Here is a 20,358-nt window from a genome sequence, read left to right on the forward strand (position 1 = left end):
GCTCACCTCCTACGATGGGTGAAACGATTCAAGAAATGGGGCCCTCGCCCCTCCCGTTGTTTCCCCCTCAGCACGACCAGCGGCCCACAGGCCAATGCCGGCCCATCACCAACGTCGATGAAGGAAGTCAGCAATGATCAACACGTCACCCGGGGACACGAGGCCCGAAGCCAGCGTCGGGAAGCGCAACCCGAAGAAGGCCGCAGTCAGCGGCTGGATCGGGAGCGCCCTCGAGTACTACGACTTCGCGCTGTACTCCCTCGCCGCGGCCCTCATCTTCCCCGCCATCTTCTTCCCGTCCGAGAATCCCACCGTCGGGATCATCGCCTCGCTCGCGACCTACGCGGTGGGCTACGTCTCCCGCCCGCTCGGCGCCGTCGTCCTCGGAGCCTACGGCGACAGGCACGGCCGCAAGAAGGTCCTCGTCTTCGCGATGCTGCTCATGGGCTTCGCGACCTTCGCCGTCGGGCTCCTTCCCACCTACGGGCAGGTCGGCATCCTCGCCCCCGCCCTCCTGGTGGTCCTCCGCCTCGTCCAGGGGTTCGCAGTCGCCGGCGAGCTCGGCGGCGCCAGCGCGATGATCGTCGAGCACTCCCCCGACGCCAAGCGCGGATTCTTCGCGAGCTTCAGCCTGCAGGGCACTCAGGTCGGGTCGATCCTGGCCACGGCGGTCCTGCTGCCTTTGTCCGCGCTGCTCCCCAGCGACCAGTTCCAGGCCTGGGGCTGGCGGGTTCCCTTCCTGCTCAGCGCCTTGGTGATCCTGGCCGGGTACCTCATCCGCCGTAGGGTGCAGGAGCCGCCCGCCTATCTTGCCCAGTCCACCGTCACGGTGAAGCGACGGTTCCCGCTCGTCGACCTGCTGCGCAGCTATCCCTGGGTCCTCGTCCGCTGCATCCTCATGACCTTCACGAACGTCATCGGCATGGCCACCCTCATCTTCGGCGTGTCCTACGCGACCCAGAAGGGCTACGGCATCAGCTTCTCCAAGGATGAATTCCTCTGGGTCACCCTCCTCGCCAACCTCGTCGCGGTCATCACGATTCCGCTCTTCGGCGCCCTGTCCGACCGCATCGGCCGGAAGACCCTCATGATCGCCGGCGGACTCGGCGGCGGGCTCCTGGCCGCGGCCTATCTCTGGGCGATCGACCAGAGGAGCCTCGTCCTGGTCTTCGTGTTCGTCGTCATCGTGCAGGGCACCTTCTTCCAGATGTGGAATGCGACCTTCGCGACCTTCTTCCAGGAGCAGTTCCCCATGCGGATCCGCGTGACCGGCTTCGCGGTGGCGCAGAACATCGGCCTCATGATCGCGTCCTTCTTCCCGAGCATCTTCACGGCCATCGCTCCCCCGGGAACGGCGAACGTCCCGCTCGTCATCGGGTCCGCGACCTTCGGCATCTGCGTCGTCGCCGCCCTGGCCGCCCTGCTCTCGTCCGACACGAAGGGCAAGTCCCTGGAGGACCTCGAAGCCCGCGGGAGCCGCAGTCACCCGATCAGCACCAACCGCGCCTAGGAGTTACGGGATGACCGAGACGACGAACCGGCAGCAGCCGGTGTGGCCGGTGAAGCACAGCCCGCTGCTGCGTGCACCGGAGCGCTTCATCTCCCGGACCGCCCTCCAGGAACTGGTCCACAGGCTGACCGACAATCTGGTCAACATCACGGACGAGACTGGCCAGTTCCTGCTCAGGCTCGACGACGGGCGCGTCATCGACACCAAGGGATGGAACGGCTGGGAGTGGACGCACGGCGTCGGGCTCTACGGAATCTGGCAGTACTACGACCAGACCGGCGAGACGTCGATGCGGGACATCATCGACTCCTGGTTCACGGCGAGGCTGGCCGAGGGCACCACGAAGAACGTCAACACGATGGCGCCGTTCCTGACACTGGCCTGCCGGTACGAGGAGACGCGGGACCGCACGCTCCTGCCGTGGCTCGACTCGTGGGCCGAATGGGCGATGCGGGCCATGCCCCGCACCCCGCACGGGGGCATGCAGCACATCACCCTGGCCGAGGAGAACCAGCACCAGCTGTGGGACGACACCCTCATGATGACGGTCCTGCCGCTGACCAAGATCGGTCTGCTCCTCGACCGGCCCCACTACGTCCAGGAGGCGACGTTCCAGTTCCTCACCCACGCGACCTACCTCATGGACCGCGAGACGGGGCTCTGGTTCCACGGCTGGTCGTTCGAGGGCAACCACAGCTTCGCCAAGGCCCGCTGGGCGCGGGGGAACTCGTGGCTGACCATGGTCATCCCGGACTTCCTCGAACTGGTTGACCTGTCGGCGTCAGACCCCGTCCGCCGTTTCCTCATCGAGATCCTGGACGCCCAGGTCTCGGCCCTCGCGCGGCTGCAGGACGGCTCGGGGCTGTGGCACACGCTCCTGGACGACCCGTCCTCGTACCTCGAGGCGTCCGCGACGGCCGGATTCGCCTACGGGATCCTCAAGGCGGTCCGCAAGGGCTACCTCAGCGCGGAGTATGCGCCGGTGGCAGAGAGGGCAGTCCGAGCCGTCGTCGACAACATCTCCGACGACGGCGAGCTGCAGCAGGTGTCCTTCGGCACCGGGATGGGCTCGGATCTCGACTTCTACCGCGCCATCCCGCTCACCTCGATGCCGTACGGGCAGGCCATGGCAATCCTCTGCCTGGCGGAATACCTGCGCACCTACTACTGAAACGCCCCCCGCATGGCAACGCCGACTCCGATGGAGGAAAACTGATGGTTCTCGATTCGTTCCGACTGGACGGCAAGGTCGCCCTCGTGACGGGAGCGTCGCGGGGTCTCGGGCAGGGTGCGGCCCTCGCACTGGCCGAGGCGGGAGCGGACGTCGCCCTCCTGAGCCAGAGCCCCGCGGAGGAGACGGCCGGCAAGGTCCAGGCGCTCGGGCGACGGGTCCACACCATCCAGCAGGACCTCGTCGCGGCGACACCCGAGGAGCTCGACGCCTCGGTCCAATCGGTCGTGGACGCCCTCGGCCGCATCGACATCCTCGTGAACAATGCCGGGATCATCCGGCGGGCCCCGATCCTGGAGCACACAGCCGCTGACTGGGACGATGTCCTGGCGGTCAACCTGGACGCCGTCTTCCATCTCTCCCAAGCCGCGGCCCGGCGGTACGTGGCACAGGGCGAGGGGAAGATCATCAATGTCGCCTCGATGCTCTCCTTCCAGGGCGGCGTCCTCGTGCCGGGCTATGCGGCGAGCAAGCATGCCATCGCGGGGCTCACCAAGTCCTTCGCCAATGAGCTCGCGGCCCACGGCGTCAACGTCAACGCGATCGCCCCTGGCTACATGGCCACCGACAACACCGCCCCGATCCGCTCCGACGAATCCCGCGAGAAGTCGATCGTGGACCGCATCCCGGCCGGCCGGTGGGGCACTGCGGAGGACCTGCAGGGCCCGTTCGTCTTCCTGGCCTCGCCGGCATCGGACTACCTGAACGGCGCGATCATCCCGGTCGACGGCGGGTGGCTGGTCCGCTGACCGCCGCCCCCATCCACTGCCTCAACACCAACACTGGAGAACCCCTCATGGAACAGCGCTATGCCACCAGCCCGGAACAGCTGCCGCACTTCGATACCGCCGAACTGCGGAAGCGATTCCTCGTCGAGGACCTGTTCGTCCCCGGCGAGGTGAAGGTCGTCTACACCCATCACGACAGGATCGTCCTCGGCGGCGCCGTCCCGGCGGGCCGGCAGCTTCCCCTGCCGACCTTCGACGAGCTCCGGGCCGACTACTTCCTCGCCAACCGCGAGGTCGGGATCATCAACGTGGGCGGATCCGGCACGGTCACGGCGGACGGCGAGGCCTTTACGCTGCCGCACGGTGCGTGCCTGTACATCGGGCGGGGCATCCGGGACGTGGTCTTCGCCGACTCCGCCCAGGGCGGGGGTGCCGGGGGCGCGCAGTTCTACCTGTTCAGCGCTCCGGCGCACACCACCTACCCCACCCAGCTCGTGCTCAAGGGCGAGGGCACGGTGCTCGAGCTGGGCGAACAGCTGACCAGCAACCGGCGGACCCTGAACCAGTACATCCACGAGAAGGGCGTCGAGTCCTGCCAGATCGTCATGGGCGTCACCGAGCTGCACCCCGGATCCATGTGGAACACGATGCCCGCGCACACCCACGATCGGCGCACCGAGTGCTACCTGTACTTCGACGTGCCGGAGGATGCCCGGGTCATGCACCTGATGGGGCTCCCGGAGGAGACGCGGCACCTCATGGTCTCCGACCGGCAGGCCGTCATCTCACCCTCCTGGTCGCTGCACTCCGGCGTGGGAACGGCCGCCTACTCGTTCGTCTGGGCCATGGCCGGGGAGAACCAGTCCTTCAGCGATATGGACGCCGTCCCCGTCACCTCTCTGCGCTGACCGTCCCGTCTGCGCTGACCGCCCCGCCCCAACCCCCACCCGAGGGAGACCTGATGAGCAGCACCCTTTCCGCCCTCCGCGCAGCGCGCCTCGTTCCCGTCGTCGTGCTCGACGACGCGGCCGACGCCGCGCCCCTGGCCTCCGCGCTCGTGGCCGGCGGCCTGCCCGTCGCCGAGGTGACCTTCCGGACCGAAGCGGCCGTCGGCGCGATCCGCGCCATGGCCGAGCGCGGAGACATGGTGGTGGGCGCGGGCACCGTGCTGACCAGCCGGCAGGTGGACGATGCGGTGGACGCCGGCGCATCCTTCGTCGTCTCGCCCGGGCTGAGCCGGACGGTGGTGGAGCGGTGCCAGGAGCGGGGGGTGCTCGCCCTGCCTGGGGCCGTGACCGCGACCGAGATCCAGGCCGCGCTGGAACTGGGGCTGAGCACGGTGAAGTTCTTCCCGGCGGGCACGTCTGGCGGTGCCCCGGGCGTCGCGGCCCTCGCCGCGCCGTTCGCCGGCGTCAGCTTCGTTCCCACCGGCGGGGTGGGGCCGAAGAACCTCCATGAGTATTTGGCGCTTCCCGCGGTCGTGGCCGTGGGCGGTTCATGGATGGTTCCCCAGAACCTCGTCCGCGCGGGGGACTTCGCCCAGATCACTGAGCTCACGGCGGAGGCCGTCGCCCTCGCAGGCTCCGTTGCAGCGAAGGCCTCGGCATGACCGCCGCGCCTCACTCCCTGCAGTCCGTGGCCACCGACGTCGTGACCTTCGGAGAGACCATGGCCCTGTTCACGGCTGACGCGCCCGGCCCGCTCCCCCACGTTCCCGGCTGGAGCCTGGGCATCGGAGGAGCCGAGAGCAACGTGGCCGTCGCCCTGCAGCGTCTGGGCACGTCGGTGACGTGGATCGGGCGCGTCGGTGCCGACAGCCCGGGCGACCTCGTGGCACGCGAACTCCGCGCCGAGGGGATCATCGTGGTCGCGCCCCGCGACGACGACGCCCCCACGGGGATGATGATCAAGGAACGCCGCACCCCGGACGCCCTCAAGGTCTGGTACTACCGCTCCGGCAGCGCGGGATCCCGGCTGGGCGCCGAGGACCTCCCCGACGGGGTCATCGAGGGGGCGCGCCTGCTCCACCTCACGGGCATCACCCCTGCGCTCTCGGATTCGGCGGCCAGCGCGACGCGGGCGGCCATCGGCCGCGCCAAGGCTGCCGGCGTCCTCGTGTCCTTCGACCTCAACTACCGCGCGGCCCTGTGGACCCGGGACGCGGCGCGGCAGGCGTACCGGGAGATCATCGCCGACGCCGACATCGTCTTCGCGGGCGAGGATGAAGCCGAGATTGCCGTCGGGGCCGCCCCGGACGCCGGGGAACTGGCCCGCCGCATCGCCGCCCTCGGGCCCACGCAGGTCGTCCTCAAGCGCGGCGCCGAGGGCTGCCTCGCGCTGGTCGACGGGACCGTGTACGTCCGGGACGCCGTGCCCGTGCGCGTCGTCGACACGGTCGGGGCGGGTGACGCTTTCGTCGGGGGCTACCTCTCGGAGCTGCTCCGCGGTTCCGATGTGGACGAGCGGGTGCTGGTCGCCAACCAGGTCGGCGCCTTCGCCTGCCTGGTTCCCGGCGACTGGGAGGGGATGCCGCGCCGGAGCGAACTGCACCTCCTGGATTCCCGCGACCCCGTGTCCCGGTAGCCCTTGGCCGAGATCGAAAGGATAGGCGCATGAGGATCGCGCTGTTCGCCACGTGCATCGTGGACGCCATGTACTCTGCAACGGCCCGCGCGACGGTGCGGATCCTGGAGCGGCTGGGCCACGAAGTGGTCTTCCCCGCGGGGCAGGCCTGCTGCGGGCAGATGCACGTCAACAGCGGCTACCTGCCCGAGGCGCTGCCCGTCGTCGCGAACCACGTGCACGCCTTCGAGGGGGAGGAGTACGACGTCGCCGTCGCACCTTCGGGTTCCTGCGTCGCCTCCGTTAAGCACCAGCAGCCGATGGTCGCCAACGCCTGCGGGGACGCCCGCCTCGCCGAGCGCGCGGAGGCGGTGGCGGCGAGAACCTACGAGCTGTCCCAGCTGCTGGTCGACGTCCTCGGCGTCACCGACGCCGGGGAGCAGCTCGGCTCGTACTTCCCTCACTCCGTGACCTACCACCCGAGCTGCCATGGCATGCGGCTGCTGCGCCTGGGCGACCGGCAGCTGCAGCTGCTGCAGTCGGTGCGGGGGATCGACATCGTCCCGCTGCCCGAGGCGGACCAGTGCTGCGGTTTCGGTGGGACGTTCTCGGTGAAGAACGCGGACGTCTCCTCCGCGATGCTCGAGGACAAGGCCGCCGCCATCGCCGCCACCGGCGCCGAGCTGTGCACCGGCGGGGACGCCTCGTGCCTGATGCATATAGGCGGCGGGCTCTCACGCCAGGGCCGCGCCCAGACCACCCTCCACTTCGCCGAGATCCTCGCCTCCACCGAACAGGACCCCGTCCAGATCAGCAGCACCGTGCGCGTCTCAGGAAGCAGGACCCGATGAGCTCGACCTTCCTGGGGATGCCCGCGGTTCCGGCCTTCGGACAGGGCAACATCTCTGCCAGCGAGCCGTTCCCGAAGGCGGCCCGCCGTGAGCTGGCGAACCCGCAGCTGCGGGCCAACCTCGGCCACGCCACGCACACCATCCGGGACAAGCGTGGCGCCGTCGTCGGCGAGCTGCCCGACTGGGAGGAGCTGCGCGAGGCCGGCTCGGCGCTCAAGCAGCAGGTGCTCGCGCGGCTGCCGGAGCTGCTGGAGCAGCTCGAGGCCAACTTCACCGCCCGCGGCGGCGCCATCCACTGGGCCCGCGACGCGGCCGAGGCCAACGCCATCGTCACCACGCTCGTCCGGGAGAGCGGCCAGGACGAGGTCGTGAAGATCAAATCGATGGCCACGCAGGAGATCGGCCTGAACGAGCACCTCGAGGCCGAGGGCATCGCGGCACTGGAGACGGACCTCGCGGAGCTGATCGTCCAGCTCGGCCACGACAGGCCCAGCCACATCCTGGTCCCGGCGATCCACCGCAACCGCACCGAGATCCGCGACATCTTCCGCCGCGAGATGCCCGGCGCGGACCCGGACCTGACCGACGACCCGCCGGTGCTGGCCCATGCGGCCCGCGCCCACCTCCGGCGGAAGTTCCTCACCGCCAAGGTCGCGGTCTCGGGCGCGAACTTCGCCCTCGCGGACACCGGCATGCTCGCCGTCGTCGAGTCCGAGGGCAACGGCCGGATGTGCCTGACCCTGCCCGAGACGCTGATCACCGTGATGGGCATCGAGAAGCTGCTGCCCTCCTGGCAGGACCTCGAGGTGTTCATGCAGCTGCTGCCGCGCTCCTCCACGGGAGAGCGGATGAACCCGTACACCTCGCTCTGGACCGGAGTCACCCCCGGCGACGGGCCCCAGAACGTCCACCTGGTGCTGCTGGACAACGGCCGCACCGCCGCCCTCGCCGACGAGATGGGCCGCTCGGCGCTGCACTGCATCCGCTGCTCGGCCTGCATGAACGTCTGCCCGGTCTACGAGCGAACCGGGGGGCACGCCTACGGCTCCACCTACCCCGGGCCCATCGGCGCGATCCTGTCCCCGCTGCTGACCGGCATCGAGGCCGAGGAGAACAGCTCCCTGCCCTACGCATCCTCACTGTGCGGGGCCTGCTACGACGCCTGCCCGGTGAAGATCAACATCCCGGACATCCTCGTGCACCTGCGCGGCAAGGACGTGGACAGCAGACGGGGCAAGAAGAAACTGCCATCCCAGATGGATCTGGGCATGAAGGCCGCCTCGTGGGCGCTGTCCTCCGGCGGGCGCCTCGGCCTGGTCGAGAAGGCCCTGCCGCTGGGTCGGATCGCCGCCGGCCCCGACCGGAAGGTCACCAAGCTCCCCGGCCTGGCCTCCGGCTGGACGCAGAGCCGGGACCTCCCCGCCCCGCCCGCGCAGTCCTTCCGCGGCTGGTGGGCGAAGGAGCACGAGAACCACAAGACCGGCCCGGAGAAGACCGGCACGAAGGAGGAGCAGTGAGGAGCGCCCGCGAGGATATCCTGAACCGCATCCGCGCCGCACTCGACGACGCGCCGGAGCCGCCCGCCGTCGAACGCTCCTATCGGCGTGAGTCGACGCTGTCCTCGGAGGAGCTGCTCGATCTCCTCGTGGACCGGCTGGTGGACTACAAGGCCGGCGTCGCCGTCGTCCCGGCGGCCGAGGTGCCCGCCCGGGTGGCCGCGCTGCTTGCGGACGCGGAGAGCTACGTGGTGCCGGAGGGGCTCGACCGCGCATGGCTGACCGGGGTCCCGGACGACGCCGGGCGGCAACGGATCGACGCAGCGGACGCCCCGCTGGGAGTCGAGGAGCTCGACGACATCGCCGCCGTGGTCACCGGCGCTGCCGTGGCGGTTGCGGAGACGGGCACCATCATCTTGGACGGCAGTCCGAACCAGGGCCGTCGCGCGATCAGTCTTGTCCCCGACCACCATGTCTGTGTGCTGCGCGCCGCGGATATCGTGGGGATCCTGCCTGAGGCACTCCGGCGGATAGACCCGATCAGGCCGATGACCTGGATCAGCGGCCCCAGCGCCACCAGCGACATCGAGCTCGAGCGCGTCGAGGGCGTCCACGGCCCCCGGCGCCTCGATGTTGTGATCGTTGCATAGCCGAAGCTCTGCGCAGGGCACTGAGGAACTTGCAGGATTTAGGCCTTCAGCGCGCCAGCGCCCCACAGACCGAGAGGATTTCCGAAACGCCGGTAGCGGAGATTTCGTCAACCCGGGCATTGGCCTGACAAGGCTTACTACGGGAGCTATGGCTATCCTTTCTTGGCTTTTTCCAGGATTGCACGAACCTCCTTACCGGACGGCGGCCCGTTCCTCATGTATTGCAGCCTTCTCCCTCCTGCCCCGGAAAGCCGATAGCCGGTGTTGGCGGCTCAGATCTGGACTAATGAGAGCGGCTCGGAGGGCGCGCCGCTTCAAGCGGCGAGGTTATCTCAGCGGCCAAAGTGCGTCTTTGGCCCCTGGCAGGCTCGCTCAGCAGCTTGTTCAAGCACTTTCGCAATGTGACGACGCTGGTGTGGCGGCGTTTGAGCCCGCTTGGCTGGTTCTCGAGGAAATCGGCAAGGCTGGTTACATCCTGCATGGGCTGTTGCGGTCGCAAGGGACGCCCTTCTGCTGCAGCCGCGGCGGGCGTACCTTGATAGCACTCGGGTCCGCCTAGATGCCGGCCGCGGAGTGAAGCGCCATCCTAGCAAGGACGAAGCACGAATGGAGATGGACAAGGGCTGCATCCAGTGGCGAGGACGCCTTGATGGGCACAGCGGATACGCCGTTGAGGGCCGGAGTCTTATTCGGGCTCTGCGGGAAACGGGGTACCGTGTCCTGGAAGAGCGGGTTACTCCTCGCCCTGACGGCGGCCTCGAGCCCCGGATGGAGAAGATCCGCAGGCCTTGCCCGGGTCTCACCGTGGTCCATTTGCCCTGGCATGACCACGGGTGGGAGAACCTTTCCGGAAAGGTCGTGTGGCGGGCCATGTTCGAGACAGCCTCAGTGCCCCCGGAATGGCTGGAACGGCTCGCCGAGGTCGATGGAGTCTGGGTTCCATCCCATTTCAACGCCAGAACTTTCACCGCCGCCGGCGTGGACCGGAATAAGGTGAGGATAGTGCCCGAGTTCGTGGACCCTAGCTGGCTGCAGGTAACTGCCGCCCCCTACACCGGGCGCGGCGACTTCAAATTTCTCTCTGTCTTCCGCTGGCAGGAACGTAAGGGATGGGACGTTCTCCTGCAGGCATACCTGCAGGAGTTTGGCGCCGAAGACGACGTCGAACTCATCCTGCGAGTCGATCCGTTCGGCCCCCTCACCCCTGACATCGATTCAGCCATCACAGCAATGGTCCGCAAGGTCCGTCCACACCGGCCTCCCCGGCTGAAGATACTCCCGAATCCTCTCCCTCCATCAGGGATGAAGAAACTCTATGCTGCAGCCCACGCCTTCGTCTTGCCTACACGCGGGGAGGCATGGGGGCGGCCTTTCATGGAAGCCATGGCCTGCAGACTAGTCACTATCGGCACGGCCTGGGGCGGCCATCTGGACTTTATGAACGCCAACAACTCGCTGCTGGTCGACTTTGAACTCGTGCCCGTCCCGGAATCAGCCGCGCGGGAGTGGCCGTACTTTCGCGGTCAGACCTGGGCTGAGCCTTCCATCGGCAGCCTTCGCAACTGCTTGCGCCGGGCGCTCGAGAGCGGCCCGGCCGTTGAACGCTTGCGCGACAATGCCGCGGCTGCCATCAGGGATCATTACAGCCACGAACAAGTCCGCAAAGTCCTACTCCAGGAAGTCGGGCGGCTGATGGTCTCCAGGGCGAGCCCTCAGGACCTGCACCCACCAACGAGCTTGGCCATGGCTGCCCGACCACCTCGTAATGCGCGATAGCCGATATGACGTCAAGCTAATGTAGCGCCCGGATTCCTTCGCGGCACCCCGGGTGCTACTCAAAGCGGCCTGTCTTCGGAAGCGGTGAGACTGACCGTGGTGGATGCCAGCCTTGCCCTCCAATCGCTTTTCGGACGCTTCTCCCCGGAATCTATCTCCAGCCCTTGGGCCCCGGACGGGGCGGACTTGGTCGAGTCCGAGAGGGGCCTGTCCAAGTGCTGTTGATGCGGACTGCCACTTCCGCCCGGCCGGTAGAGTTGCACTAGCCGCATGACTTTGATTTGGGGGCGGAAGTGGAAGAAGTGCCTTGGGCGGGACAAACGTGCTTCATTGTGAGCCCTATTGGAAGTGCTTTGGATCCACCTGGCACGCCTGGACGTATGCGCTACGAAGAGAGCCTGCAGATGTGGGAACGTGTTTTCGAGCCTGCCCGCGAAGAACTCCTCGTCCCCGAGAAAGGCACAGACCCTCTAAAACGTATTGCGGGTGAATAGGATAGTCGATCACCGTGTTCATGCTGAAACTGCCTGTGGGAAGGACGTTTGCGACCGCCGAGGCCGGCCTCAAGTGCTCTGAATCAGGGGGAAACCACCGAGCCGGGCGACTCGATCCCGAATTTGGCACCGCGGCCTGTTGCGTCATATGCACCAGACTAGCTGGAGATCAGACTCATGGCCCTGATTCACGAGATTTGCGGAAAGAAGCGTCGTGAGCTCCTGATTGAGCAGTTTTTTGCCTCACCCGCTTGCCATGTCCCACCCCGCGCAACGCCAGGCCAACCCACAGTGGCCTCCCGAGCAATCCCCAGGCTTCTTAGGCCACTTCGGCGACCCCGCGGCCCCAGAGATGGCCTCCTGGTCTCGATCCAGTGACGACCCTTGGTTGGCAGTTCGGACGGAGAATGTCGGCTTAGTGTCGGCTCGTCGCAGTTGTCTTCAGCCACTCGCACAGCGCCTCCGGGATCTAGCAAGCCCATTCAGGCTCTGGCGCTGCATTGCAATGTCTGAAGGTCCGCCGTCGGGCTATCAGTGGGGCCGGACAGCATTCCGCCGGTACTCCCGCGGGGTTGTCCCCGTTTCCCTGAGGAAGTGTCTGTTGAAGTTGGACAGGTTGGAGAAGCCGACTTCGTAGCAGATCTCCGAGATCGGGGAGTCCGTCCGCTCCAGGAGCTGACGGGCGTGGGCGAGGCGGAGCTTGCGGAGCAGGTCGCTGAAATTCTGGCCTGTGGAGCGCTTGAAGTGCTTCGAGAAGGTCGGTTCGGTCATTCCGACGAGCGCAGCTGCCTCTGACATGCGGACACTGCCCGCATGTCGAGTGAAGAGGTATTCGAGCGCGATGTCGACGACCGCGGCGGCCTCGCTGTCCAGCTCCGGCTTGAACCATGCGTCCGCCAGGTACCGCCGGTCTTCCTGGGGGGCCCGGGTAAGCCCGGCGAAGAGCTCGAAGAGGTGATGCAGCCGCTGCAGCCCGTGGGTCGAGCCCATGGCCTCAATCCGGGCTGCGGCGTCATGCGCCGTCTGGCCGAGGAACTCAATACCCCGGGAGGACTGCTCGAGCAGGGCCGCCATCTCCGCGAGCTCAGGGATCAGCCCGGTGCACTGCTCGAGCCATTTGCCGTCGAACTGGATGACAGCGTCACGATTCCGGAGCACCTCCCCGGGTTCGAGGTCGCTGACCCAGTCATGCGGCAGCCCGGAGCCGATGAGGCACACCTGCCCTGCTTCGAAGGTGCCGATGTGGTCGCCGACGATGAAACGTCCGGTGCCCTTTCGGATGAGGTGGATCTCGTACTCGGGGTGGTAGTTCCACCGGGCGATCGGGCTCGGGTAGTCGTGCTCGTGCCAGCGCACGCAGTGCTGCGGGTCCGGCGGGATGACCTCCCGGTTCGCCCTCATGCCGACCAGCCTCTGCGCCAGCCGGGCGGACGCGTTTGGACCCTCCAACATGGTCATCAGGTCCCTCCGTCCTCTCTGCACGGACACGTTGGAAAATAAGTATCAGAATTCGGCAAGGACGGCGCTAGTTGTCCCGTGCGCCCGAATCTACTGTTGAGGGGACACCAAGGGCGGCAGAGCACGATCAGGAACCGCCCAGATGGCATCGCACCTCGAACCCTGTACGTCGATGCGCTGCGCCCTGCCCACGAAGAACAAAGGAGTCCTTTATGCGCTCGAGAATGCGCGCCGCCACTCTGGCCGCAGGCGCCCTCTGTGTGGCCCTTACTGCCTCGGCCTGCTCCGGCGCCGGCGGCGGCGCAGCGGGAGACCAGAACAGCATCAATGTGCTGATGGTGAACAACCCCCCAGATGGAAGACCTCCAGAGGCTGACCGCGGACAACTTCACCAAGGAAACCGGCATCAAGGTCAACTACACGGTCCTGCCGGAGAACGACGTCCGGGCGAAGATCAGCCAGGAGTTCTCCAGTCAGGCCGGCCAGTACGACGTGGCCTCCCTGTCGAACTATGAGATCCCGTTCTACTCGGAGAACAAGTGGCTGGCGCCCCTGGACAATGTGGCCAAGGACCCCGAGTTCGACCAGGGCGACATCCTCCCGGCATACACCGCCTCACTGACAGGCAAGGACGGCAAGCTCTACGGCGAGCCCTTCTACGGGGAGTCGTCCTTCCTGATGTACCGCAAGGACATCTTCGACGCCAAGGGCCTGACCATGCCCGAGAAGCCGACGTGGGATGAGGTCGCTGATCTGGCGGCCAAGGCCGACGGCGCCGAGCCTGGCATGAAGGGCATCTGCCTGCGCGGCCAGCCGGGCTGGGGCCAGGTCTTCGCCCCTCTGACCACGGTGGTAAACACCTTCGGCGGCACCTGGTTCGACAAGGACTGGAACGCACGGGTCAACGCCCCCGAGTTCACCGAGGCCACGCAGTTCTACGTCGACCTCGTGCGCAAGCACGGCGAGGCCGGCGCCGCCCAGGCTGGCTTCACCGAGTGCCTGAACAACATGAGCCAGAGCAAGGTCGCGATGTGGTATGACGCCACCTCGGCAGCCGGGGCACTGGAGGCCGAATCCTCGCCCGTGAAGGGCAAGATCAGCTACGCCCAGGCGCCGGTGAAGGAAACGGACTCCTCCGGCTGGCTGTGGACCTGGTCCTGGGGTGTGCAGGCGGCGTCGAAGAAGCAGGATGCCGCCGGCAAGTTCATTGCCTGGGCCAGCTCGAAGAAGTACGAGGAGCTCGTGGCGTCCAAGCTGGGCTGGGCCAAGGTCCCCTCCGGCAAGCGCATCTCCACCTACGAGAACGCTGACTTCCAGAGGGCCGCGCCGTTCTTCAAGGCCGAGCGCTCCGCCATCGAGAACGCCGACCCGAAGAATCCCGGCGTGCAGGAGCGCCCCGTCGTGGGCATCCAGTTCGTCGGCATCCCCGAATTCGCTGACCTCGGCACCACGGTGTCCCAGGGCGTGAGCGCCGCAATCGCCGGCCAGGGCTCTGTTGCCGACGCCCTGGCCAAGGGCCAGGAGGCCGCGCAGAAGGTCGGCGACAAGTACAAGGCCCAGAAGTAGCCCCACCACGGTCCACCCGCTGCCCCGCCTAACCGGCGGGGCGGCGGGCACCGTCGAGGAGACAAGAAAAACCATGAGCTATGCACGTACGCTCTCCCCCGCTGCTGGGCTGAGGGCACAGGAGCCCGCAGCCAACACCAGATCGCGTGAGAGGGCCCTCGCCTGGGCCAGACGCGCGCCGCTGCTGCCGGCCCTGGTCTTCCTGATCGTCGTCACGCAGCTGCCGTTCGCCGCGACGCTGGTCATCTCGTTCCTGAACTGGAACAGCCTCCGCCCGGACCAGACGGGCTTCGCGGGCTTTGACAACTATGTCCAGGTCCTCACCAACGCTGACCTGCGCCAGGCAATCTTCACCACGATCGTCCTGACCGTGTCTGTGGTCCTGGCCAGCCTCGCTATCGGCCTCGGCCTGGCCCTGCTGCTGGACAAGAAGTTCATCGGCCGCGGCCTGGCCCGGACCCTGCTCATCGCGCCCTTCCTCGTCGTGCCGGTCGCCGCCGCCCTGGTCTGGAAGCACGCCATCCTCAACCCGGTCTACGGGCTCATCAACGGCACACTGACCTGGGTCTGGTCGCTGTCCGGCAGCAGCACCCCGCCGCAGCCGGACCTGCTCTCACAGACCCCTCTGCTGGCCGTCATCCTGTCCCTGGTCTGGCAGTGGACCCCGTTCATGATGCTCATCCTCCTAGCTGGGCTGCAGTCGCGCCCCGGCGACGTGGTCGAGGCGGCGCAGATGGACGGCGCCAATCCGTGGGAGATCTTCCGCCACCTGACCCTTCCCCACCTGCGCCAGTACCTCGAGCTCGGCGGCCTCCTCGGGGCGATCTACATCGTGCAGAACTTCGACGCCGTCTTTACCCTCACCTCGGGCGGTCTGGGCACTGCCAACCTGCCCTACGCCATCTACCAGACCTTCTACTTCGCCAATGAGTACGGCCTGGCCTCCGCCGCCGGCGTCGTGGTCGTGATCGCCACCATCATCGTGGCGACCTTCGCCCTGCGCACCGTGTTCTCGCTCTTCAAGAAGGAGGCAGCCCAATGACCGCTCTGGCCCCCGCTACCCATAACGGCGATGCCGCACGCGCACTCCGGCGCCGCAAGTCGCCCATGGATTCGACCCGGAACAAGACGGCCGCCGGCCTGGCGGCATGGGTGCTGGCGCTGCTCTTCGCCGCGCCCGTGCTGTGGATGGTCCTCACGTCCTTCCACTCGGAGACCGACGCGGCGACCAATCCGCCCTCTGTGGGCGCGCCCCTAACGCTTGAGGCCTATGGGGAGTTCTTCGGCGCCACGTCCGGGGTGAGCCCCTGGCCACCGCTGATCAATTCGGCCATGGCCTCGGTGGTCTCTACGGTCCTGGTGCTCGCGCTCGCCATCCCGGCCGCCTACGCGCTGTCCATCCGGCCGGTGAAGAAGTGGACGGACGTACTGTTCTTCTTCCTCTCCACCAAGATGATGCCGGTCGTCGCCGCCGTCCTGCCGCTGTTCCTGTTTGCCAAGAGTGCCGGGGCCCTGGACAACATCTGGTTCCTCATCCTGATGTACACGTCGATGAACCTGCCCATCGCGGTGTGGATGATGCGTTCCTTCCTCGCCGAGGTGCCGGTCGAGATGCTCGAGGCCGCCCAGCTGGACGGGGCGAACCTGATCCTGACGCTGCGCAAGGTCATCGCCCCCGTCGCCATGCCCGGCATCGCCGCGACCGCCCTGATCTGCTTCATCTTCAGCTGGAACGAGCTCCTCATGGCCCGCGTCCTCACCGGCGTCGTCGCAGGCACGGCCCCCGTATTCCTCACCGGCTTCGTGTCCAGCCAAGGCCTGTTCCTGGCCAAGATCTGCGCCGCCGCCGTCGTGATCTCCCTGCCCGTGCTCATCGCCGGCTTCGCCGCACAGGACAAGCTCGTCCAGGGCCTCTCGCTCGGCGCCGTCAAGTAGCCGCCGGCCCCTCCAACGCCCCTCCGAACCCAAGGAAGCCTCCCGTGACTGCCCACGTCCCCGTCCAGGAAGCCAGCACCCAGCAGCTTCCGACCACCATGCGCGCCAACGTCCTCCAGCGCCAGGGCGAAATGGTCCTGCAGGACCTGCCCCTCCCGGCGCTGGACGCCGACCAGGTACTCGTCCAGGTCGCCGCCGTGGGCGTCTGCGGCAGCGACGTCCACTACTACGAGCACGGGCGCATCGGACCCTACATCGTGAACCACCCGCTCATCCTCGGCCACGAGCTCTCCGGCCGGATCGCCGCCGTCGGGAGCGGGGTCGACGCCGCCCGCATCGGATGCCGCGTCGCCGTCGAGCCCCAGCGCCCCTGCCGGACCTGTGCCCAGTGCAAGGCCGGCAGATACAACCTCTGCCCGGACATCGAGTTCTACGCCACGCCCCCGATCGACGGGGCCTTCGCCGAGTACGTGACCATTCAGAGCGACTTCGCCTTCGACATCCCCGACACGGTCAGCGACGAGGCCGCCGCACTCATCGAGCCGCTCTCAGTCGGTATCTGGGCCTGCCAGCGCGCGGGCATCCGCCCCGGCAGCCGTGTCCTGATCGCCGGTGCCGGCCCCATCGGCGTCATCACCGCCCAGGCCGCCCGCGCCTTCGGCGCCACTGAAATCTACATCTCCGACATCGCTGAGGACCGCCTCGCGTTCGCCCTCGAGCACGGCGCGACCCACGCCCTCCACGCCAGGACCGACGCCGTCGAGGGCCTGGACGTGGACGCATTCATCGACGCCTCCGGCGCGGCCCCGGCCGTGCGCTCCGGCATCAAGGCCGTCGCCCCTGCCGGCAAGGTCATCCTCGTCGGCCTCGGCGCCGACGACGTCGAGCTCCCCGTCTCCTTCATCCAGAACCGCGAGATCTGGCTCTCCGGGGTCTTCCGCTACACCAACACCTGGCCGCTGGCCATCCAGCTCATCGCCGACGGCAAGGTCGATCTGGACGTCCTCGTCACCGGCCGGTTCCCCCTCGAGCAGGCCGAAGAGGCGCTGAATGCTGGGAAGCAGCCCGGCCAGCTCAAGGCCGTCGTCTACCCGGGAAAGTAGAGGGTCCTGACCATGCACCGTGGCGAACGGGACGAAGCCTACTCGGAGACGAACGTCACGATCATCGGCGAATCCCTCATCGACCGCATCCACTCAAGCGCCGGGACACCTCGCGTCGCCGAGCATGTGGGAGGAAGCCCCCTGAACGTCGCCATAGGCTGTGCCCGACTCGGCCTGCCCACGCGGCTCGTCACCCATTACGGCGAGGACATGCACGGCCGGCTCATCGCCGACCACCTCCACCGCGACCTGGTCGACGCCATTGTCGGCGGCGCCGGACCTACGTCCACAGCTACCGCTGCCATCGGCGCGGACGGGGCGGCGGACTACGCGTTCTCCTTGGCCTGGGACATCGCCGACGCCTCCCTCCCCGCCATGGAGAGCATCGAGGCCTCCGCCCACGTCCACACCGGCTCGATTGCTGCCATGCTCCACCCGGGCGCCCAGACGGTCCATGCCCTAGTCGACTCAGCCAGGGGAAGCGCCACCGTGAGCTACGATCCCAATTGCCGGCCCGTCCTCGTGCCCGATGCCGTTCTCGCGCGCCAGCAGGCCGAGCTCTTCGTCGGCCTCAGCGACGTCGTGAAGGCCAGCGACGAGGACCTCGGATGGCTCTACCCCGATCAGTCCCTCGAAGAGGCCATGGCCGCCTGGCTCGACCTGGGTCCCGCGCTCGTCGTCGTGACCCGAGGAGTGCTGGGGCCAATTGCCCTCACGCGGTCCGCCCGTGTCGCCGTGCCTGCACATCCCACGGCTGTGTCCGACACCGTCGGGGCCGGCGACTCGTTCATGGCCGCCCTCATCGCAGCGCTGGCCCAACTGGACCTCCTCGGCACCTCGAAGCGAGAGGACCTCCACGGGCTCGACCGCGAAACCCTCGTGGCGGTCATCACGTACGCCACCAGAGCAGCCGCCATCACCTGCTCCCGCCAGGGAGCAAACCCGCCCCGGCTCGACGAGCTCGGCTCAGTCTCGATCCCCGCCCCTATCGGAACGCCGCCTGCGGTCCCGCCTCGAGCACCCAGGCGGGCCGAGCTGCCAGATAAATCGGCGTGGTATACCTCTGAATAGCTGGCAGCCCTCGGCTGCCTCCCCGCGCCCCGAGCCATTCTCGGACCGCGGGCAAGCGCATCTACGAGTCCCTCGTCGGCCTGGAGCACGTGGTCGATGCAGAGCCGGCGGAATCCTCTCGAGGTGTTGTCCTCCGGTGGGTTCCGTTCGCGCCGCCGCCGCTCGAGCTCGTCCTCGCTCAGCTCCACGTCCAGCCTGCAACAGAAGCGTGCAATGCCCTAGACATGGTGCAACAGGCGGCCAGCGCTCGGCCTCGATCTCGCCACACTGCACCGGGCCTGATCACGCCAGTGAAGCAGCACTTCCAAGGACAGAACCTGGTGGATCATGCCAGCCCTTCTCTCTTGCCGCTCCCAGATCTAAAATGGCCTAACACAATTTTAGATGGGAGGGCACCATGGCACCCGAGAGCAGACCCGTCTCCCTGTGGCTCGCCCTGCCGGAGCCCGCCGGCTATCCGCGCCTCGAGGGAGAGGTCGAGGTCGACGTCGCCGTCATCGGCGGCGGCATCGCGGGCCTGACGGCGGCGCTTGCCCTCAAGCGCCGGGGCCTGGCGGTCGCGGTCGTCGAGGGCGCCCGGATCGCCACGGGGGTCACGGGGAACACGACCGGCAAGGTGACCTCGTTCCACCGCCTCGCCTACACGCAGCTCGCGGCGGACCACGGCGACAACGCCGCCCGCGCCTACGGCCAGGCCAACGAGGCCGCCATCGAGCACATCGCGAAGACGGTCTCGACGGAGGGCATCGAGTGCGGCTTCCGCCGGGTCGTCAACTACACATATGCCCAGGACGAGGAGCAGCTGGCCCGGGTCCACGCCGAGGCCGAGCTCGCCCGCCGGCTCGGCCTGCCGGCGTCCTTCGTCACCGACGTCCCCCTGCCCTTCGCGACGCGGGGCGCGGTCCGGTTCGACGAGCAGGCGCAGTTCCATCCGGTGCGGTACCTGCTCGGGCTCGCCCGCGCCGTCGACGGCGGCGGCAGCGCGGTCTTCGAGCGATCCATGGTCCACACGCTCCGGGACGGCTCGCCCGCCATGGCCAAGACGGACCGCGGCACGATACGGGCACGGGACATCGTCGTCGCGACCAATGTGCCGTTCGGCGACGGGGGCCGGTTCGGGCCGCTGCTCACACTGCACCGCTCCTACATCGTCGCAAGTCCCGCGGCGGGCCCCGCCACGACGAGCATGGCCGACGCGACCTTCATCAGCGCCGACGAGCCCCTCCGTTCGATCCTGACCACGCGCCACGACGGCACCGACTACGTGCTCGTGGGCGGCGAGGGCCACCCGGTCCCGGGTGGGGGACACTCCGGAGTGTCAAGGGATCGGTTCGCCCGGCTCGCGGCCTTCTCGCGCGAGCGCCTCGGCACCGGCGAGCCCGCCTACCGCTGGTCCACCCAGGACACGCTCCCGGCGGACGGGCTGCCCCTCGCGGGGCCGCTGTTCCCCTCAGCGGAACATCTCTACACCGTCACCGGCCTGCGCAAGTGGGGCCTGACGAACGGCACGGCCGGGGCACTCGTCGTCGCCGACCTGATCACCGGGGTCGACAGCCCCTGGGCGCGGCTCTTGGACAGCACGCGCGCCGTGGCCGGGCGCGCCCCGACGCGGGGGAAACCGCGCACGACGCCGGCCGGGGAACCTCGTGCGCCGCACCCCCTCCCGCGCCTCGCACCGCGCCAGGGGACGGTCCTCGACGTCGACGGCCGAGCGACCGCAGTCTACGCGGACGACGGCGGGAGCCTCCACGCCCTCTCGGCCCGCTGCACCCACCTGGGCTGCACGGTGGAGTTCAACGGCGGCGAGTCCACGTGGGACTGCCCCTGCCACGGCTCGCGCTTCGCCCTCGACGGCAGGGTGATCCAGGGCCCGGCGGAGAAGGACCTCCCGGCCAGGCCCCTGCATGGGCAGTTCGGACAGGACTGA

16 protein-coding genes and 1 pseudogene are annotated in these 20,358 nt (G+C 68.0%); 16 read left to right on the forward strand and 1 reads right to left on the reverse strand.

Annotation, left to right across the window (positions count from 1 at the left end):
• Positions 1-133 precede the first annotated feature (133 nt).
• From ACUYMY_RS17120 to ACUYMY_RS17165, 10 genes are all read left to right on the forward strand, one after another.
• Positions 134-1,510: an MFS transporter gene (locus tag ACUYMY_RS17120; RefSeq protein ID WP_481704720.1), complete on the forward strand. Its 1,377-nt coding sequence runs from the start codon at positions 134-136 to the stop codon at positions 1,508-1,510.
• A 10-nt stretch (positions 1,511-1,520) separates the two neighbouring features.
• Positions 1,521-2,681: a beta-galactosidase BglB gene (bglB, locus tag ACUYMY_RS17125; RefSeq protein ID WP_481704721.1), complete on the forward strand. Its 1,161-nt coding sequence runs from the start codon at positions 1,521-1,523 to the stop codon at positions 2,679-2,681.
• A gap of 44 nt (positions 2,682-2,725) precedes the next feature.
• Positions 2,726-3,490: a 2-dehydro-3-deoxy-D-gluconate 5-dehydrogenase KduD gene (gene kduD / locus ACUYMY_RS17130; RefSeq protein ID WP_481704722.1), complete on the forward strand. Its 765-nt coding sequence runs from the start codon at positions 2,726-2,728 to the stop codon at positions 3,488-3,490.
• A 47-nt stretch (positions 3,491-3,537) separates the two neighbouring features.
• Positions 3,538-4,377, forward strand: a complete 840-nt coding sequence (gene kduI, locus ACUYMY_RS17135; RefSeq protein ID WP_481704723.1) for a 5-dehydro-4-deoxy-D-glucuronate isomerase — start codon at positions 3,538-3,540, stop codon at positions 4,375-4,377.
• 53 nt (positions 4,378-4,430) lie between these two features.
• Positions 4,431-5,078 carry a bifunctional 4-hydroxy-2-oxoglutarate aldolase/2-dehydro-3-deoxy-phosphogluconate aldolase gene (gene eda, locus ACUYMY_RS17140; protein ID WP_481704724.1) on the forward strand — a complete coding sequence of 216 codons (648 nt, stop codon included), beginning with the start codon at positions 4,431-4,433 and terminating at the stop codon, positions 5,076-5,078.
• The gene (locus ACUYMY_RS17145) at positions 5,075-6,052 is read left to right on the forward strand and encodes a sugar kinase (RefSeq protein ID WP_481704725.1); all 978 of its coding nucleotides are present in this window, start codon (positions 5,075-5,077) and stop codon (positions 6,050-6,052) included. Before eda ends, ACUYMY_RS17145 begins: the two co-directional genes overlap by 4 nt.
• Positions 6,053-6,081: 29 nt before the next feature.
• On the forward strand, positions 6,082-6,882 hold the full coding sequence (locus ACUYMY_RS17150; protein ID WP_481704726.1) for a (Fe-S)-binding protein: 801 nt from the start codon (positions 6,082-6,084) through the stop codon (positions 6,880-6,882).
• On the forward strand, positions 6,879-8,399 hold the full coding sequence (locus ACUYMY_RS17155; RefSeq protein WP_481704727.1) for a LutB/LldF family L-lactate oxidation iron-sulfur protein: 1,521 nt from the start codon (positions 6,879-6,881) through the stop codon (positions 8,397-8,399). The genes ACUYMY_RS17150 and ACUYMY_RS17155 overlap by 4 nt, the downstream gene beginning before the upstream one ends.
• Positions 8,396-9,028: a LutC/YkgG family protein gene (locus tag ACUYMY_RS17160; RefSeq protein ID WP_481704728.1), complete on the forward strand. Its 633-nt coding sequence runs from the start codon at positions 8,396-8,398 to the stop codon at positions 9,026-9,028. The genes ACUYMY_RS17155 and ACUYMY_RS17160 overlap by 4 nt, the downstream gene beginning before the upstream one ends.
• Positions 9,029-9,898: 870 nt before the next feature.
• Positions 9,899-10,804 (forward strand): glycosyltransferase family 4 protein, encoded by a 906-nt coding sequence (locus tag ACUYMY_RS17165; RefSeq protein WP_481704729.1) that lies wholly within the window; start codon positions 9,899-9,901, stop codon positions 10,802-10,804.
• Positions 10,805-11,829: 1,025 nt separating this feature from the next.
• Here the strand turns inward: ACUYMY_RS17165 and ACUYMY_RS17170 are convergent.
• A complete protein-coding gene (locus ACUYMY_RS17170) occupies positions 11,830-12,699 on the reverse strand; it encodes an AraC family transcriptional regulator (protein WP_481704730.1) in 870 nt (289 codons plus the stop codon).
• A gap of 269 nt (positions 12,700-12,968) precedes the next feature.
• Between ACUYMY_RS17170 and ACUYMY_RS17175 the strand changes: the two are divergent.
• From ACUYMY_RS17175 to ACUYMY_RS17200, 6 genes and pseudogenes are all read left to right on the forward strand, one after another.
• Positions 12,969-14,322: pseudogene (locus ACUYMY_RS17175) on the forward strand (ABC transporter substrate-binding protein).
• 73 nt (positions 14,323-14,395) lie between these two features.
• Positions 14,396-15,364: a carbohydrate ABC transporter permease gene (locus ACUYMY_RS17180; RefSeq protein WP_481704731.1), complete on the forward strand. Its 969-nt coding sequence runs from the start codon at positions 14,396-14,398 to the stop codon at positions 15,362-15,364.
• Entirely contained in the window at positions 15,361-16,257 is an 897-nt protein-coding gene (locus ACUYMY_RS17185) for a carbohydrate ABC transporter permease (protein ID WP_481704732.1), read from the forward strand. Before ACUYMY_RS17180 ends, ACUYMY_RS17185 begins: the two co-directional genes overlap by 4 nt.
• Positions 16,258-16,355: 98 nt before the next feature.
• Complete coding sequence (locus tag ACUYMY_RS17190; RefSeq protein WP_481705090.1) at positions 16,356-17,360, forward strand: NAD(P)-dependent alcohol dehydrogenase; 1,005 nt, start codon at positions 16,356-16,358, stop codon at positions 17,358-17,360.
• Between the two features lie 12 nt (positions 17,361-17,372).
• Complete coding sequence (locus tag ACUYMY_RS17195; protein ID WP_481704733.1) at positions 17,373-18,431, forward strand: PfkB family carbohydrate kinase; 1,059 nt, start codon at positions 17,373-17,375, stop codon at positions 18,429-18,431.
• A gap of 397 nt (positions 18,432-18,828) precedes the next feature.
• Positions 18,829-20,358 (forward strand): FAD-dependent oxidoreductase, encoded by a 1,530-nt coding sequence (locus ACUYMY_RS17200; RefSeq protein ID WP_481704734.1) that lies wholly within the window; start codon positions 18,829-18,831, stop codon positions 20,356-20,358.

It is taken from the genome of Sinomonas sp. T428B, assembly GCF_056780155.1.